Raw genomic sequence first — 17096 nt, forward strand, 5'->3', positions numbered from 1 at the left:
AAATCAATCGCAAGAGGCACGGCTTCGCACCTTTTACGTTTACGTCAATTCTATAACGATAGCCGCCGGGTGACGCAAGGGCGTTGTCGAGCGGGAACTTTATGCCGCACCCGGACGCCGACGGATGATTATGCGCGACTTCTTAAGCTTGGTTAACGCCTTGTTTACTACGTTGGGCGAAATGTGCGCATGTCGGTCACCCGTGTTTATCCTGTAGTGAATTTTTCACGGTTTTTCGAAGCGCGGGTGAAAACCCGGGAAGCCTGTCTTCCTCCGCAGCAAAACCGCTCGGCTCGCTTCGTTCCCCGGCAGGCTACTGGAGAAACCGGCCTCAAGCCGGCCATTCTGAACACGGGCGCATCGATGAACAGCAAGCGGTCCTATCTCGATACACTCAATGCCGGCAGGCAGCGCCGGCAGCACGCATCGCTCGAGGAACTGAACCGCTCGCTCGAAACGCTGGAGCAGCGGCTGGATCGGACGCGCGCCGACATGCCCGACCGCCCAGATCTGCGGCGGCCGCCGGTCGAGCCGCGTTATCCAAGCACGCAGCCTTACGGCCAGCCGCGCTGGTACGAAGATACCTATTCCGCGCAAAGACCTTTGGACCGGCCGCCACAAAGCCCGGCGCCGCAGTATCCCGGCACGCAGAATCAGCGGCCGCAAACTCGCGCTCCGCAAAATCCGGCGCCCGCCTTCGGGCAGAACTATCAGGCGATCGCGCGTGACATCGACCGGGTGCGCGGCCAGGAAGACAGCGTCGCCATGGTCGGCAAGATCGCCGTCGAACTGCGCGGGCTGCGCGAGGAACTGCGCCATCAGATGACCGCCGGCCTGCAGCGCGAATTCGAAGCGTTTCGCCGGGACATCGACCGCGCCATGCAGGCGAACAGCCAGCTCGGCACCAGCGGAATGCCGGACAAGAGCAGTGCCGAGCTCGGCCTCGAATTCGAGCGGCTTTCGGGCGCCATCCAGGCGCTCGCCGAGAAGAGCGACGACCGCAGCGTCAATCTGCTGCGGCTGGAACTGGAGCAGGTGAAAGGCGCGCTCGACACGCTGGCGCGCGAGGAAAGCGTGCAGAAGGTCGACCGCCGCTGGGACGATTTCGACCGCCGCTGGAGCGCTTTCGAGGACCGCGTCGACGCCGACCAGCGCAAGCGCGCGGAAGGCCCGAGCCTTTCGGTGCTGACAGACCGGCTCGAGCAGATCAGCAGCGCCGTCAACAACCTGCCGGAATCGCTTTCGCTACGCTCGCTGGAGGAAAAGGTGCGCACGCTCGCCGGCGCGATCGACCGTTTCGCCGGCCAGCAGACGGCGCGCGGCGGCGAAACGCTCGCCATGATCGACGAACGGCTGGACGAGATTTCCCGCGCCATCGTCGCCTCGACGGTCGCCGCGCAGGCCAATGTCTTCGACCCCGAAACCTTCGGCCGGATCGAGAAGCGCATGGCATCGCTGGCGGCGCAGATCGAAGAGGTCGCGCAGTCGCGACCCGGCGCCGAGGTCATCGATCGCCTCAACCTTCTCACCAGCCGCGTGGATCAGTTGGCCGGCCGCGCCGATCTTCCCGAACAGGCCATGGAACGGCTCGGCAGGCAGATCGCCTCCATCACGGAGAAGATGGACCGCACGCCGGCCATGCCCGACGCCGACCAGATCTTCCACGGTCTGGAGCAGCGCTTCGATGCGCTGTCCATGCTGCTCGAGCGTCGCCAGGGCGATGCGATCGAACAGGGCAATATACTGTTTCGCGACCTCGAGCGGCGGCTGGACGAGGTCGCGGACAGGCTCGACCAGCGTATGCACCAGGACGACGGCGCCGGCATCATGGAAGCGCTCGACGCCCGCTTCGCCGCGCTTGCCAAGCGCATCGAGACGCGCACACCCGACCCTGCCAACGAGATGGCTATCCGCGGACTGGAAAGCCGGCTCGAGGACATTTCCAGCCGGCTGGAATGGTCCGCGCAGCAGGTCGCGGGCATCGATCCGGCGCTGATCCGCAGCCTGGAAGCGCAAGTTGCCGGCCTGTCGGCGCATCTTTCCAAGCCCAGCATGCCGCTGCCCGAATTCGAGGACATCAGCCCGCGCCTCAACGAGATCGAGAAGTCGCTGGCCGGCACGCGCGATTCCATCCTGAGCGTGGCGCGCGAGGCGGCCGAGAGCGCCGTCAAATCGCTGGCCGAGTCGACCTCCAGCACGGCCCAGACCAACGCGACGGCGGTGGCCGGCCTCGCCCAGGACCTGAAGACGCTCGAAGCGCTCACCCGGCGCTCCGACGAGCGCAACTCGCGAACATTCGAGGCGATCCACGACACGCTGCTCAAGATCGTCGACCGGCTGGGCTCGCTGGAATCGGGCGAGACCAGCGAAGCGGTCAGCGAACTGGTCGATCCGAAGCCGGCCGGGAAGCGCGGCGGCCGCGGCGGCAAGATCGCGGTGCAGGACGCGCCTTCGATGGACATCGACCAGCCGCTGCCGCTCACGGGAGACATGGCCAGCCTTGAAGGCCGCGCCGCAGCCATCATGCGCGACGAGCCGAGCGCGCAACGTACGCCTGCCGAGGCCGCGGCAGCGGCGGCCATGGCAGCCCTCGGACCGGATGCGGTCGGCGACAAGAGCGAGACGACCGGCCGCAGGAAATCGATGTTCAGCGGCCTGGCGCGCGCCTTCAAGGGCAAGAAGGAAGCAGACACGCAGCCGCTTGCCGGCGCTGCGCCGGCCGGCGACGTGCCAAGCGTCGACATCGACGAACCGCTCGATCCCAAGGCCGCCAACCGGCCATTGGAGCCCGGTTCCGGCGCGCCGGACCTCAACGCCATCATGAAGCGCGTGCGCGACGAGCGCGGCGGTCAGCCGGTCAGGCGCACCGAGAGCGATGCCGCAAAGTCCGATTTCATCGCCGCTGCCCGCCGCGCGGCCCAGGCGGCCGCAGCCGAAGCCGACACGCTGAAGCGGCAGTCGACCATGACCGGCCCGGTGAAGGCGCTGAGGATCGGCGACCTGCTCAAGGCGCGGCGCAAGCCGATCCTGATGGCGGCTGCTGCGATCATGATGGCGCTGGCCGGCCTGCAGCTGGGCAAGGCCTTCCTGTCCGATCCTGTCGAAACGGCCAACAACCAGCCCGCGCCGGTCGTCTCCTCACAGACGGTCGATACGGCTTCGCTCAACGCCACCGCCGCGCCGCTAGCCGATGCGCAAAAGACCGACATGGGAACCGCAAAGGCCGAAAACGCCCCTGCCCGTCCCATCAGGCAGGCGGAGCCCCTCAAGGACGCTGCCCCGGCCGCTTCTATTCCTTCCAGTCCCGAAACTGCCGCCGCCATGCCCGCCGAACCGGCGCCCGCGCCGGTGGGACTTGCGGCGCCTGCCGCGCCGACGCCGACGGCTTCGGCGATACCGTCCGAACCTGCCGCCGCAGCCGCCTCCGCGACGGATATGGATGGCGACATGCAGCCGATGGCCAAGGAACCTGTAATGGCCAGTCCGGCGGCCGAGGGCGCCGCGGCCAGCGCGCCGGCGCCCGCCGGCGCAGCAACCGGCGCGCCGGCTGCCACCTCCGCCGACGCGACAGGCGCCGTGCCGCCGGCCGGAAGCCAGGCGGCCGCGGCCAAATTCGACATTCCTTCGGAAATCGGTCCGGTGGCGCTGCGCGATGCCGCCGCCGGCGGCGACGCCAAGGCGCTGTTCGAGGTCGGCTCGCGCTACGCGGAATCGCGCGGCGTCAAGGAGGACATGAAGGCGGCCGCCAAATGGTATGAGCAGTCGGCCGAGCTCGGCTTCGCGCCGGCCGAATACCGCATCGGCAATTTCTACGAAAAAGGCATCGGCGTCGCGCGCGACATCAAGAAGGCCAAGACCTACTACCAGCTCGCCGCCCAACAGGGCAACGCCAGCGCCATGCACAATCTGGCGGTGCTGTTCGCCATGGCTGCGGACGGCGTGACCGACAATGAATCGGCCACGCACTGGTTCCAGGAAGCCGCCGACCTCGGCGTCAAGGACAGCCAGTTCAACCTCGGCATCCTGGCCGCCAAGGGCGTCGGCATGAAGCAGAACCTGGAAGAATCCTACAAGTGGTTCGCGCTCGTCGCCAAGACCGGCGACAAGGACGCCGCGGCCAAGCGCGACGAGATCGCCAATGCGCTCAGGCCCGAGCAGCTCGAGCGGGCGCGGGCCGCCACGGAATTGTGGAAGGCCAAGCCGCTCAACGCGGCCGCCAATTCGGCCGATGTTCCGGAATCCTGGCAGGACAGCACGCCACAGACCACCGCCGGCATCGACATGAAAAAGGCGGTGAAGAACATCCAGCTGATCCTCAACAAGAACGGCTACGATGCCGGCGGCGCCGACGGGGTGATGGGCGGCAAGACCAAGAACGCCATCATGGCCTTCCAGACCGACAACAAGATGAAGCCGACCGGCGAGATCGACGCGCCGCTCGTCAAGGCGCTCCTGGCGCACAAATAACGGCAGGCGCGTCGCATACGCGACGCCCTGCCACACATTTGCCTGTTAACTGATTGAGATGGTTTTTGTTTCGGCGCGGCGGCGGGATTTTAATCCGCCCCCGCGCCGTTGCAAGAAAAAATTGGCTTTTCGGTGCTTTACTGTCCGGGGACGGCACTATGCGCCGACAGACAAACTGATCGAGACAGACGGGTGGGCATCTATCTCCCGATCGCGGAAATTTCCGTCAACGTCTTCGTGCTGCTGGCGATGGGCGCGGCGGTGGGTTTCCTGTCGGGCATGTTCGGGGTCGGCGGCGGTTTCCTGATCACGCCGCTCTTGATCTTGTACAACATCCCGCCGGCGATCGCCGTCGCCACGGGCGCCAACCAGGTCATCGCCTCCTCGTTCTCCGGCGCGCTGTCGCATTTCAAGCGCGGCACGCTCGACTTCAAGCTGGGCGGCGTGCTTCTGGCCGGCGGCATCGTCGGCTCGACGGCCGGTATCTTCGTCTTTGCGCTCTTGCGCCGGCTTGGCCAGTTGGACCTGTTCATCTCGCTGCTCTACGTCGCGCTGCTCGGCACGGTCGGAGGGCTGATGCTGGTCGAAAGCGTCAACGCGCTGCGCGCCAGCCGCAGCGGCGCCGCGCCCGTGCTCAAGAAATCCGGCCAGCACAACTGGATCCACCGGCTGCCGTTCAAGATGCGCTTCCGCGCCTCGAAGCTGTTCGTCAGCGTCATCCCGGTGCTTGGGCTTGGTGCCGGGATCGGCTTCCTGTCGTCGATCATGGGCGTCGGCGGCGGCTTCATCATGGTGCCGGCGCTGATCTACCTGCTAAAGGTGCCGACCAATGTGGTTATCGGCACCTCGCTGTTCCAGATCATCTTCACCTCGGCCTACACCACCTTGGTGCATGCCACGACCAACCAGACGGTGGACGTGATCCTGGCCTTCCTGCTGATGGCCGGCGGCGTCGCCGGCGCGCAATATGGCGCCAAGGCCGGACAGAGGCTGCGCGGCGAACAGCTGCGCGCGCTTTTGGCGATACTGGTGCTGGCCGTCGCCATCCGCCTTGCCGCCGATCTCTTCGTGACGCCGCCCAATCTCTATTCTCTGTCCGCCGCGGGGCTCAACTGATGGCGGCACGACGAGCATTTGCAGCCGCCGTCTCGTTGTCGATGCTCTTTGCCCTTTCCCCGGCGACGGCACAAACGCCGCCCGCCGAAAGCATCCAGATCGGCCTGTCGACCGACGCCATTTCCATCACGGCGGGTTTCTCGGGCGCCGACCTGACGATCTTCGGATCGCTGGAAAATCCCGACCCGCTGATCGCGCGCCAGGGGCGCTACGATGTGATCGTGGTGCTCGAAGGGCCGCCAAGGCCGGTCGTCGTCCGGCGCAAGGACAGAGTGCTCGGCGTCTGGATCAATCTGGATTCGGAGACGTTCGAGAACGTGCCGGTTTCCTATTCCGTCGCGACGACGCGGCCGCTGCAAGACATCGCCGAGCCTGCCAAATACAAACAGCTCTCGCTTGGCGCGCAGAACCTCTACATGAAGCCCGCCGACGAAGCCGATAGTCCGGCGACGATCGAGGAATTCACCGCCGCGCTCCGCGACCGCAAGGCGGCGACGGGCCTCTACAGCGAGAATGTCGGCGGCGTGCAATTTCTGTCGCAGAACCTGTTTCGCGCCACCGTGCGGCTCGCGCCCAACGTGCCGGTCGGGACCCATAAAGCCCGCGCGTTCCTGTTCAAGAGCGGCATGTTCGTCAAGGAAAGCTCGGCCCAGCTCGAAATCCGCAAATCCGGCTTCGAGCAGTCGGTCTTCCGCGTCGCGCATGACGATTCGTTCCTCTACGGCGTGTTTGCGATATCGCTGGCCATGCTGACCGGCTGGCTGGGCCGGCTCATCTTCCGCAAGGATTGATGCTTCGGGAAGAACCGGAAGACCCGTTTTCCGTTCAAAACAGGGTTTCCCTTTTCCCGGTTTTGCGGTACATCGCCGCCTCCCAGCCCTAGGGACAAGCACACACATTTCGATTTCGGCAGAGCGGTCCGGCAATCCGGATGACGGCGCGCAACGCGTCGCCGACGATCTGCCGCCATGAAGCAAAGACAGGAGGCTGCGATGCAATCGGCATTCGGCGGCATCGATTTCGGCACGTCCAATTCCACCGTGGGCGTGATCCGCGACGGCCGGGCGCGGCTGGTGGCGCTGGAAGGCGAGCAGCCCACTCTGCCGAGCGCCGTGTTCTTCAACTTCGAGGACGGCTACACCTATTTCGGCCGCCGGGCGATCAGCGACTATACCGACAGCGTCGAAGGCCGGCTGATGCGCTCGCTGAAGAGCGTTCTCGGCAGCTCGCTTGCCAACGAGAAGACGCGCATCAAGGCGCGCCAGATCGGCTTCGTCGACATCATCGGCCTGTTCATCGACCACCTCAAGAAGCGGCTGGAAGAAGATGCCGGCGGTCCGGTCGACAACGTGGTGCTGGGCCGGCCCGTGCAATTCGTCGACGACGACGCGGCTGCCGATTCGAAGGCGCAAGGCGAACTTGAAAAGGCCGCCCGCGCGCAAGGCTTCAAGCACATCGCCTTCCAGTTCGAGCCGATCGCGGCGGCGCTCGATTACGAGCAAAAGGTTTCCCGCGAGGAGCTGGCACTGATCGTCGACATGGGCGGCGGCACCTCCGACTTCTCGATCGTCCGGGTCTCGCCGGAGCGGGCGCGGTCGAGCGACCGCAAGGCCGACATCCTCGCCAACCGGGGCATCCATATCGGCGGCACCGATTTCGACCGGCTGCTCAGCATCGCCCATGTCATGCCCGAGCTCGGCTATCTGACACGGACCAAGGACCACAAGCGCAACCTGCCGGCGGCCTATTTCATCGACCTGGCGACCTGGCAGCGCATCAATCTGGTCTATACCGCCAAGGCGATGTCGGATCTCAGGCAGATCCGCTACGAGGCCGAGCGGGCCGACCTCGTCGACCGCTTCATCCATGTCGTCGAGCATCGCTACGGCCATGCGATGGCGGGCCTGGTCGAGAGGGCGAAGATCGCGCTCACGGACCAGTCTTCAGCCGAGGTGAAGGTGTCGCTGCCCGGCGCGCGCTTCGCGGCCGAGATCACGCGCGCAGGCCTCGAGGAGACGATTGCCGGCGACATCGAACGCGTGGCCGCAACGGTCCAACAGACGATCGCCGACGCCGGCGTTGCCGCCTCGGCCATCACCGCCGTGTTCCTCACCGGCGGTTCGACCGCCATCCCGCTGGCCAAGCGGCAGATCCTGTCACTGATGCCGCAGGCCGCCGTCATCGAAGGCGACATGTTCGGCTCAGTCGGCCTCGGCCTCGCGCTCGACGCGCAGCGCAAATACGCCTGATTATTCCGCGCTTGCCGAGGCGTCCGCCTTGCCGGTGAGATGCGCCTTCAGCGCCATCTGCGCGAGGCTCGCCTGGCGGTCGCGATGCGTGATCATGGCGAAGTCGCGCTTCGGCAATTCGACCGGCACGGCCCTGAGGCTGCCCTCCGCCAAGGAGCGCGCGACCACCAGTTCCGAGATGATCGTCGCCCCCGCGCCGGCCTCGACCGCCTGACGCACGGCCTCATTGCTGGGCAGGACGAGGAAAATCTGCAGCTCGGCCGGCGGGACCCCTTGGCTGAGCGCGAAATCCTCCAGCGCCTCGCGCGTACCGGACCCCCCTTCCCTGATGATCCAGCGCAGCGCCCTGATGTCGAGGTTCCCTGCCCGCGTCGTCGGAATTTCGGGATGCGCGCGCGCAACCACCAGCATCGGATGATCTTCGTCGACCGTGGCGCGGCGCAGGATGTCGGACTCGGTGCGGCCCTCGACCAGTCCGAAATCGGCCCTGCCGTCCAGCACATTGGCCTCGACCTGCCTGGTGTTGCCGATCGTCACGCTCAGTTTCACGGCAGGATAGGCCTCATGGAAGGCAGCCAGGCGACGGGGCAGCCAATAGCTCGCGATGGTCTGGCTGGCCGCGATCGACAGGCTGCCGGCGACGGTCTGCGAGACATCCTCCAGCACGCCGCGGGCGGCGGCGGCGCGATCCAGGACAGCCTTCGCTTCCGGCAGGAAGCGGTGCCCGGTCTGGGCCAGTTCGATGTTACGGCCGACCCGGTTGAACAGGCGCACACCGTGCTGGCTTTCGAGCGCGCGAATGGCAGCCGACGCGGCCGACTGCGAGATGCCGAGCCGCTCGGCGGCCCTGGTCATATGACCGTGCTCGGCGACGGCGACGAAGATGCGCAACTGATCGAGGGTCATGTCGCAACTAAGAAGCAAAGTCGATCGGAATTACAAGAGCCGCTTGTTAGACAGATCAATTGCTTTGTTCTAAGTTTTTGCCTGAAGTTGGAAAAAATTGGTCGTCATAAGCCAAGAGGGGAAATGGCAGGGCGCTTCAAATCCCTATTCGCGCATTGGAGCCGTCGGCTGAAGCGGCAGCTCGCCGGCGAGCGTTATCATCCCGAGCTCCACTACATGCGCGGCCCCGGCCCCAAGACGAAGGCCAAGATGGCGAGCGGCAAGAGCGTTCGCGGATCATGAGCAAAGCCGCGCCGCGCGGCGCCAATTCCGCACCCTCGCAGCGGCCGCTGGCGGACAGCCGAGCACCGAACGAAGGCGACGGCGTAGAGACCTCGCCTGAAGTCTCCGACCGCATCGCCAAGACCACCTGCTACATGTGCGCCTGCCGCTGCGGTATCGACGTCCACATCAAGGACGGCAAGGTTCGCTACATCAACGGCAACAAGGACCATCCGGTGAACCGCGGCGTGATCTGCGGCAAGGGCAGCGCCGGCATCATGCAGCATTACAGCCCGGCGCGGCTGAGGAAGCCCTTGCTGCGCACAGGTCCGCGCGGCTCGGGCGAATTCCGCGAGATCGAGTGGGAGGAAGCGCTGACCATCGCCACCGAGAGGCTGTCGGCGATCCGGCGCACCGATCCGAGGAAGCTTGCCTTCTTCACCGGGCGCGACCAGTCGCAATCGCTGACCGGCTTGTGGGCATCGAAGTTCGGCACGCCCAATTTCGCCGCGCATGGCGGCTTTTGCTCCGTGAACATGGCGGCCGGCGGGCTCTATACGATCGGCGGCTCGTTCTGGGAGTTCGGCGAACCCGATTGGGACAACACGAAATACTTCATGCTGTTCGGCGTCGCCGAGGACCATGATTCCAATCCGATCAAGATCGGCCTCGGCAAGCTCAAGGCGCGCGGGGCCAAGGTGGTTTCGATCAATCCCTGCCGCACCGGCTACAATGCCATCGCCGACGACTGGATCGGCATTCGCCCAGGCACGGACGGCCTGTTCGTGCTGGCGCTCGTCCACGAACTGCTCAAGGCCGGCCGCGTCGATCTCGACTATCTGCTGCGCTACACCAACGCGACGGTGCTGGTCGTGCAGGAGCCGGGGGCCGCCGACGATGGACTGTTCGTGCGCGACAAGGACGACAACCCGCTTGCCTGGGACAGAGTGGCGGAGCGGCCGGTCAACGCAGCCGACCCCGAAGCCAAGCCGGCGCTGACCGGCAGCTATGAGATTGGCGGGCGGTGTTGCGTGCCGGTCTTCCAGCTCATCGCCGAACGCTATCTCGACGAGACGTACTCGCCGAACGCCGTGGCAGAGCGCTGCGGTGTTGCCGCCGACACGATCCGGCGCATCGCGGCTGAGCTGGCGCATGTCGCCTTCGAGCAGACGATCGAGCTGCCGATCGCCTGGACCGACTGGGCCGGCCGGCGACACGAGACGATCAAGGGCCGACCGGTCTCGATGCACGCCATGCGCGGCATCTCGGCCCATTCCAACGGTTTCCACACCTGCCGCGCCATCCACCTCTTGCAGGTGCTACTCGGCACGGTGGATGTTCCGGGCGGCTTCCGCTTCAAGCCGCCCTATCCGCGCTCGGCGCCGCCGGGGCCGAAGCCATGCGGAAAAAACGCCCAGCCGATGACGCCGCTGGACGGCATGCCGCTCGGCTTCGTCTGCGGCCCGGACGATCTTGTCGTCGACAAGGCCGGCCGGCCCACCCGCATCGACAAGGCCTACTCCTGGGAAGCCCCCCTGGCCGCCCATGGGTTGATGCATTCGGTGATCCGCAATGCCTGGGCCGGCGATCCTTATCCGATCGACACGCTGCTGATGTACATGTCGAACATGGCGTGGAACTCGTCGATGAACACGGTCGAGACGATTGCCATGCTGACCGACAAGGACGCGGCAGGCGCCTACAAGATCCCCTTCGTCATCTATTCCGACGCCTATTATTCCGAGACGGTGGCGTTTGCCGACCTTGTGCTGCCCGACACCACCTATCTCGAGCGGCATGATTGCATCAGCCTGCTCGACCGGCCGATCAGCCATGCGGACGGGGCCGCCGACGCCATCCGCCATCCGGTGGTGCAGCCGGACCGCGACGTGCGGCCATTCCAGTCCGTGCTGATCGAGCTCGGCGCGCGGCTCGGCCTCCCGGGCTTCGTCGACGAGGACGGCTCGGCGAAATACCGCGACTATGCCGATTACATCGTCAACCACGAACGCACGCCGGGCATCGGCCCTTTAGCCGGCTGGCGCGGTAAGAATGGCGGCGCGATCGGCCGGGGCGACGTCAATCCGGGTCAGATGCAGCGCTACATCGACAATGGCGGCTTCTGGCACCACGAATTTTCCGACGACCAGCGCTATTACAAGATGGGCAACCGCGCCTATCTCGACTTCGCGGCCGAGATGGGTTTCATCCCCAGGGCCGAGCCTATTGTCTTCCAGCTCTATTCGGAACCGATGCAGCGATTCCGGCTGGCGGCGCGCGGCCATGGCAAGGTGCAGCCGCCGGAGGCCGAGCGCGGCCGTATCGAAGCCTATATGGACCCGCTGCCATTCTGGTACGCGCCCCTCGAGGATGCCACCGTCGATCTCGCAAAATATCCGCTGCATGCGCTGACGCAGCGGCCGATGCACATGTACCATTCCTGGGGCTCGCAAAATGCGTGGCTGCGGCAGATCACCAGCCAGAACCGCCTGTTCGTGCATACGCAGACCGCCACCGGCCTTGGCCTTTCCGACGACGACTGGGTGTGGATCGAAAGCATCAACGGCCGGGTGAAGGGCCAGATCAAGCTGGTCGACGGCGTGAACCCCGACACGGTGTGGACCTGGAACGCGGTTGGCAAGCGGCGCGGCAGCTGGGGGCTGAAGGACGATGCGGCGGAGAGCAATCGCGGCTTCCTGCTCAACCACGTCATCGCCGACCAGACCGCGGCCGACGCCAACGGCAAGCGCTATTCGAATTCCGATCCGGTCACAGGACAGGCCGCGTGGTTCGATGTGCGCGTGCGGATCGTCAAATGCGCGCCTGAGGAAGCCGGCTTCACCGAGCCGCAATTGGAGCGTTTCGCCCAGCCGCCGCATTTCGAGCCTTCGCCGGACGTGCTTCGCTTCGGCGCCGCGTTCCGCATGAAGAGGGAAGCCGCCGAATGACCTGTCTTCCCGTTCAAACCGATAAGAAGCTCGGCCTCGTCATCGACCTCGACACTTGCGTCGGCTGCCAGGCTTGCGTCACCGCCTGCAAGGAGTGGAATACCGGCGGCCATATGGCGCCGCTGACCGACATCGACCCCTATGGCGGGCATGTCGATGGCGTCTGGTTCAACCGAGTGCATAGTTACGAGCACACGACGGAGCTGGGCGGCCGCACGGTGAATTTCCCGCGCTCCTGCCTGCATTGCGAGCAGCCGGCCTGCGTCACCGTCTGCCCGACCGGCGCCTCCTACAAGCGTGCCTCGGACGGCATCGTGCTGGTCGACGAGGATAAATGCATCGGCTGCAAGTTGTGCAGCTGGGCCTGTCCTTATGGCGCGCGCGAATTCGACACCGATGTCGGCGTGATGAAGAAATGCACGCTCTGCGTCGACCGAATCTACAACGACAATCTGGCGGAAGACGATCGCGTGCCGGCCTGCGTTGCCGCCTGCCCGACCAGCGCCCGACATTTCGGCGATCTCGGCGATCCGGCTTCGGCGATCTCGCAGCTTGTAGAGGAGCGCGGCGGCGTCGCGCTGATGCCGGAGCTCGGCTATAAGCCGACCAACATATATTTGCCGCCGCGCGCCCGCAGCCAACGTGCGGCGAAGGTGGACGCGCCGGCGCTGGAGCCGATCGAGGCCGAGGGCGGCTTCCTCGGCTGGATCGATCGCATGCTTTCGAACTAGCCGATCATGCATCCCGCTTTCTCGGTCGTCTTCTTCACCACCGCCACCGGGGCCGGCTACGGGCTGCTGGCGCTGCTCGGTCTGCTCGGCGGGTTTGGATTCATTCCCGCCGATTTCTGGCTTGGCCTTGTCGGCATGGCCCTGGCGCTCGGCCTGATCGCGGCCGGGCTGTTGTCGTCCACGGGCCATCTCGGCCGCCCTGAACGAGCCTGGCGCGCTTTCTCGCAGTGGCGCAGCTCGTGGCTGTCGCGCGAAGGCGTGGCCTCGGTGGCCACCTTCCTTCCGGCTGCCTTGTTCGGCATCGGCTGGGTGTTTCTCGGCAAGAGCGGCGGATGGGTGGCGGCCGCCGGACTGCTGGCGGCGGCAGGCGCCGTGATCACCGTCACCACAACAGGCATGATCTACGCGTCGCTGAAGCCGATCGCGCAATGGCACAGCCGCTATACTTTGCCGGCTTATCTCATCTTCGCAGGCATGACCGGAAGCGTTCTCGCCAACGCGTTGCTCCAAGGGTTTAGGCAAGGTTCGACGGCGATGCTTATCTGGGCTCTGCTTGCCACGCTCGCCGGCTGGGGCTGGAAGCTTGCGACCTGGCGCTACAATGACCGGCTGGAAATCCCGACGACCGCCAACACGGCGACGGGCCTCGCCGGAGGCACCGTGCGGTCGATCGAGTGGCCTCACACCGAAGAGAACTACCTGCTGAAGGAAATGGGCTTTCGCATCGCACGCGAGCATAGCGCCAAGCTGCGGCGGATCACGCAGGCGCTGGCATTCGCCGTGCCAGCCATCCTGCTGGCGATCGTGTACTTCCTGCCATGGCCCTTAAGCGCAATTGCATCCATGCTTGCAGCCGTCGCGCAACTCGCCGGCATGCTGGTCGAGCGCTGGCTGTTCTTCGCCGAGGCGAAGCACACGGTCACCCTCTATTATGGCAGGGAGTAAGCTTCAGCCCGGCCTGAGCATCGAGCCGGAAATGGCAAAAATGCGCTCGGCGCCGAGCATATAAGCCACCAGCGTTTCCAGCCGGAACAGGCCGGCATAGGCGCGGTCGAGAACGTTGAGCGAGCCGGTATAGGCGCCGAAGGCCGGCATGATCATGCGGCCGCCGTCGCCGACGAAACAGCGCCGCCGGACCGAGCGCCCGCGCTGGACAATGCGCGCGCAAGGATGGAGATGGCCTGCGATCTCGCCTTCGACGCGCAGCTTCGACGGCTCATGGCGGAAGAGCAGCGAGCCGATGGCAAGTTCCTTGACCGTCTCGCCAGGCAGGTCGGCTGGCGCTTCAGGATCATGGTTGCCGGCGACCCAGAACCAATCGCGGCCGGCCATCATCGCTTCCAGGCGCTCGCGGAAGCTCTGATGCATGCGCCCGGCGCCGCCGCCGTCGTGGAAGGAGTCGCCCAGGCTGAGGACGATCCGCGGCTGGTAGTCGGCGATGACCGCCTGAAGCCGCAGCAAGGTGGCGCCGGTGTCGTAAGGTGGGATCAGCGTGCCGCGCCGGGCGAAGGACGAGCCCTTTTCGAGATGCAGATCGGAGACGGCAAGCAGTCGCAGGTCGGGGAAATAGAGAACGCCGCGCCGGTCACAGACCGCGCGTTCGCCGGCGATGCCGACAAGGTCGGCCTCGGCGATCAGCGTTGCGCGCGACAAAGAAAAATTCATCCCCTCTCGGCTCTTTCTTTCAGTCCGCCATCTCCGGCCCCATGGCCTCTTCGACGAGGGTAGCGGCGTCCATCAGCAGCGTTTCGTCCGCCTCGCCATTCACCGGCATCTTGCCGATTTCAAGCATGATCGGCACGGCCAACGGCGATATCTGCTCAAGGTTCTTATGCATGATTCGACCGCGGATGCGCGAGAGCATCTCGGCAAGTCTGCTGACATCGAGCAACCCGGTCGCGGCATCCGTACGGGTGGCCTGCAGCAGAATATGGTCGGGTTCATGGCTGCGCAGCACGTCATAGATCAGGTCTGTCGACACAGTGACCTGGCGGCCGCTTTTCTCCTTGCCGGGATGGCGCTTTTCGATCAGTCCGGAAATCAGCGCGCAGTTGCGGAAGGTGCGCTTCAGCAACCAGCTGTCGGCAAACCAGGCTTCGAGATCATCGCCCAGCATGTCCTGATCGAACAGCGTGGCCAGCGACGGTTTTCTGTTCTTGAACATCCAGCCCATATCGGCCAGCGACCAGATGGCCAGCGCATAATCTGTGGCGACGAAGCCGACCGGCTTGGCGCCCGCCCGGTCCAGCCGTCGCGTGAGCAGCATGCCGAGCGTCTGATGCGCAAGCCTGCCCTCGAAGGGATAGGCGACGAGGTAATACCGGTTGCCGCGTGGGAAAGTCTCGATCAACAGGTCGTCGCGTTTCGGCAGGACGGACTTGTCCGCCTGAAACCGCAGCCAATCCGCCACCTGCTCGGGCAGTTTCTTCCAGCGTTGCGGGTCGTCGAGCATGGCTCGTACCTGCTCGGCGAGGTAGGTCGAAAGCGGGAATTTGCCGCCGCCATAATACGGCACCTTCGCATCGCTGCCGGGCGCGTTCGAGACGAAACACTCGTTCTCGCGAATGCCTTCGAAACGCAAGATCTTGCCGGCGAACATGAAGGTGTCGCCATGGGTCAAAGTCTCCAGAAACGCTTCCTCGATCTTTCCCAGCACCCTGCCGCCTCGCGAGGCTGCCCCCCTGCTGCCGGCCTGGACGTAACGCACATTGAGCGCCGGCACTTCGATGATGGTGCCGACATTGAGCCTGTATTGCTGGGCGACGGCCGGATTTGAAACCCGCCATAAGCCTTCCTTCGTCTGCCGGATGCGGGCATAGCGCTCGTAGTTTCTCAGCGCGTAGCCGCCGGTGGCGACGAAGTCGATGACCCGGTCGAATGTCGGCCTGTCCAGGCCGGCGTAAGGTGCGGCCGTCCTTACCTCATCGAAGAGCACATCGGCATGAAACGGCGCGCCGCAGGCGCAGCCCAGCAAGTGTTGGGCCAAGACGTCCAGCCCGCCATTGACCAGCGGCGGCGTGTCCTGCGCACCAAGATAATTGGCGTCGAGCGCGGCGCGACATTCGAGCACCTCGAAGCGATTCGCTGGGATCAGGATCGCTTTCGACGGCTCGTCCATGCGGTGGTTGGCGCGGCCGATGCGCTGCGCGAGCCGGCTGGCGCCTTTCGGTGCGCCGACATGCACCACCAGATCGACATCGCCCCAGTCGATGCCGAGATCGAGCGTCGAGGTGGCGACGATAGCGCGCAACGCGTTTTCGCCCATGGCCTTCTCGACGCGGCGGCGCTGCGCGACATCAAGCGACCCATGATGAAGCGCGATCGGCAGCGTGTCTTCATTGACGCGCCATAGTTCCTGGAACAGCAACTCAGCCTGGCTGCGTGTGTTGACGAACAGCAGCGTGGTCTTGTGCCGCTTGATCTCGCTGTAGATCTCAGGCGTGGCGTAGCGGGCGGAGTGCCCGGCCCAGGGCACCCGCTCTTCGGAGTCGAGGATCGATATCTCGGGCTTGGCGCCGCCTGTGACGACGATGAGCTCGGACATGGCACCGGGAGACGCCTGACTGACCAGCCAGCGCCGCAACTCGTCGGGCTCGGCCACCGTGGCCGACAGGCCTATGGTCTGCAACCCAGGGACAAAAGCGCGCAACCGCGCCAGGCCGAGCGCGAGCAGATGTCCGCGCTTTGAGGTGACCAATGAATGCAATTCGTCGAGCACGACATAGCGCAGGTCCTCGAAGAAGCGCCTGGCGCCGTTTGAGGCTATCAGCAGCGCGAGTTGCTCAGGCGTGGTCAGCAATATGTCGGGCGGCGCCAGTTTCTGCCGCTGGCGCTTGTGCGAAGGCGTGTCGCCGGTGCGCGTCTCGATGGTGACAGGCAAGCCAATCTCCTCGACCGGCTTGCCGAGATTGCGCTCGATGTCGACGGCCAGCGCTTTCAGCGGCGAGATGTAGAGCGTGTGGATGCCGCGGCGGGCTTCGCCCGGCCTTCGCTTGGGGCGATTGGCCAACTCGGTCAGCGACGGCAGAAAGCCGGCCAGCGTCTTGCCGGCGCCGGTCGGCGCGATCAGCAGCACCGACTGGCCGCTTTGAGCGGTCGCCAGCAGCTCGAGCTGATGGACGCGCGGCGACCAGCCCTTTTCGCCGAACCACCTGACGAATGGCTCAGGCAGCAGGACGGCGGCATTCTGTTCGGCAAGGCGCGGCTGCTCGGTCACGCGCAAGAGGTAGCGCGGCGGCAGGCAATCGCCAAGGAAAATCGGAACAAAAGGGGATCACTCTTCCCTTCTCCCCTTGCGGGAGAAGGTGGATCGGCGCGCAGCCCCGAGACGGATGAGGGGTGCTCCAGCTTGGCGCCAAGCTACCCCTCACCCGGATTGCCATCCGATTTGTGAAGGACAAATCGGGGCAATCCGACCT

At 65.3% G+C, this 17096-nt stretch carries 11 protein-coding genes; 8 read left to right on the forward strand and 3 right to left on the reverse strand.

Annotation, left to right across the window (positions count from 1 at the left end):
- Positions 1-363: 363 nt before the first annotated feature.
- The 4 genes from LB565_RS03555 (at position 364) to LB565_RS03570 (ending at position 7832) form a co-directional block, all read left to right on the forward strand.
- Positions 364-4467 (forward strand): peptidoglycan-binding protein, encoded by a 4104-nt coding sequence (locus LB565_RS03555; protein ID WP_224581782.1) that lies wholly within the window; start codon positions 364-366, stop codon positions 4465-4467.
- Positions 4468-4659: 192 nt separating this feature from the next.
- Positions 4660-5583, forward strand: coding sequence for a sulfite exporter TauE/SafE family protein (locus tag LB565_RS03560; RefSeq protein ID WP_224581783.1), 924 nt, complete (start codon positions 4660-4662; stop codon positions 5581-5583).
- Entirely contained in the window at positions 5583-6374 is a 792-nt protein-coding gene (locus LB565_RS03565) for a TIGR02186 family protein (RefSeq protein ID WP_224581784.1), read from the forward strand. The genes LB565_RS03560 and LB565_RS03565 overlap by 1 nt, the downstream gene beginning before the upstream one ends.
- Before the next feature lie 201 nt (positions 6375-6575).
- Positions 6576-7832, forward strand: coding sequence for an Hsp70 family protein (locus LB565_RS03570; protein ID WP_224581785.1), 1257 nt, complete (start codon positions 6576-6578; stop codon positions 7830-7832).
- On the opposite strand, the gene LB565_RS03575 is transcribed toward LB565_RS03570, so the two are convergent.
- Positions 7833-8738, reverse strand: a complete 906-nt coding sequence (locus LB565_RS03575) for a LysR substrate-binding domain-containing protein (RefSeq protein ID WP_224581786.1) — start codon at positions 8736-8738, stop codon at positions 7833-7835. It abuts the gene before it with no gap.
- On the opposite strand from LB565_RS03575, the gene LB565_RS03580 reads away from it, so the two are divergent.
- Genes LB565_RS03580 through LB565_RS03595 form a run of 4 tightly spaced genes read left to right on the forward strand, consistent with a single transcriptional unit; the run spans position 8688 to position 13623 of the window.
- Positions 8688-9020 carry a hypothetical protein gene (locus LB565_RS03580; RefSeq protein ID WP_224581946.1) on the forward strand — a complete coding sequence of 111 codons (333 nt, stop codon included), beginning with the start codon at positions 8688-8690 and terminating at the stop codon, positions 9018-9020. The two genes, LB565_RS03575 and LB565_RS03580, sit on opposite strands and share 51 nt — an antisense overlap.
- The gene (locus LB565_RS03585) at positions 9017-11947 is read left to right on the forward strand and encodes a molybdopterin oxidoreductase family protein (protein ID WP_224581787.1); all 2931 of its coding nucleotides are present in this window, start codon (positions 9017-9019) and stop codon (positions 11945-11947) included. The genes LB565_RS03580 and LB565_RS03585 overlap by 4 nt, the downstream gene beginning before the upstream one ends.
- The gene (locus tag LB565_RS03590) at positions 11944-12678 is read left to right on the forward strand and encodes a 4Fe-4S dicluster domain-containing protein (RefSeq protein ID WP_224581788.1); all 735 of its coding nucleotides are present in this window, start codon (positions 11944-11946) and stop codon (positions 12676-12678) included. Before LB565_RS03585 ends, LB565_RS03590 begins: the two co-directional genes overlap by 4 nt.
- Before the next feature lie 6 nt (positions 12679-12684).
- Complete coding sequence (locus LB565_RS03595; protein WP_224581789.1) at positions 12685-13623, forward strand: dimethyl sulfoxide reductase anchor subunit family protein; 939 nt, start codon at positions 12685-12687, stop codon at positions 13621-13623.
- Positions 13624-13626: 3 nt separating this feature from the next.
- On the opposite strand, the gene pdeM is transcribed toward LB565_RS03595, so the two are convergent.
- Together pdeM and LB565_RS03605 are read right to left on the reverse strand one after the other, a co-directional pair.
- Positions 13627-14343: a ligase-associated DNA damage response endonuclease PdeM gene (gene pdeM / locus LB565_RS03600; protein ID WP_224581790.1), complete on the reverse strand. Its 717-nt coding sequence runs from the start codon at positions 14341-14343 to the stop codon at positions 13627-13629.
- A 19-nt stretch (positions 14344-14362) separates the two neighbouring features.
- Entirely contained in the window at positions 14363-16894 is a 2532-nt protein-coding gene (locus tag LB565_RS03605; RefSeq protein ID WP_224581940.1) for a ligase-associated DNA damage response DEXH box helicase, read from the reverse strand.
- Between the last annotated feature and the right edge of the window lie 202 nt (positions 16895-17096).

The organism is Mesorhizobium sp. CA14 (assembly GCF_020165195.1).
GTDB lineage: Bacteria > Pseudomonadota > Alphaproteobacteria > Rhizobiales > Rhizobiaceae > Mesorhizobium.

Excerpts from the sequence above, each read along its gene's own strand:
- LB565_RS03555 (WP_224581782.1), top strand. The coding sequence starts at position 364 with ATGAACAGCAAGCGGTCCTATCTCGATACACTCAATGCCGGCAGGCAG.
- LB565_RS03565 (WP_224581784.1), top strand. The coding sequence starts at position 5,583 with ATGGCGGCACGACGAGCATTTGCAGCCGCCGTCTCGTTGTCGATGCTC.
- LB565_RS03570 (WP_224581785.1), top strand. The coding sequence starts at position 6,576 with ATGCAATCGGCATTCGGCGGCATCGATTTCGGCACGTCCAATTCCACC.
- LB565_RS03580 (WP_224581946.1), top strand. The coding sequence starts at position 8,688 with ATGACCGTGCTCGGCGACGGCGACGAAGATGCGCAACTGATCGAGGGT.
- LB565_RS03575 (WP_224581786.1), bottom strand. The coding sequence starts at position 8,738 with ATGACCCTCGATCAGTTGCGCATCTTCGTCGCCGTCGCCGAGCACGGT.
- LB565_RS03585 (WP_224581787.1), top strand. The coding sequence starts at position 9,017 with ATGAGCAAAGCCGCGCCGCGCGGCGCCAATTCCGCACCCTCGCAGCGG.
- LB565_RS03590 (WP_224581788.1), top strand. The coding sequence starts at position 11,944 with ATGACCTGTCTTCCCGTTCAAACCGATAAGAAGCTCGGCCTCGTCATC.
- LB565_RS03595 (WP_224581789.1), top strand. The coding sequence starts at position 12,685 with ATGCATCCCGCTTTCTCGGTCGTCTTCTTCACCACCGCCACCGGGGCC.
- pdeM (WP_224581790.1), bottom strand. The coding sequence starts at position 14,343 with ATGAATTTTTCTTTGTCGCGCGCAACGCTGATCGCCGAGGCCGACCTT.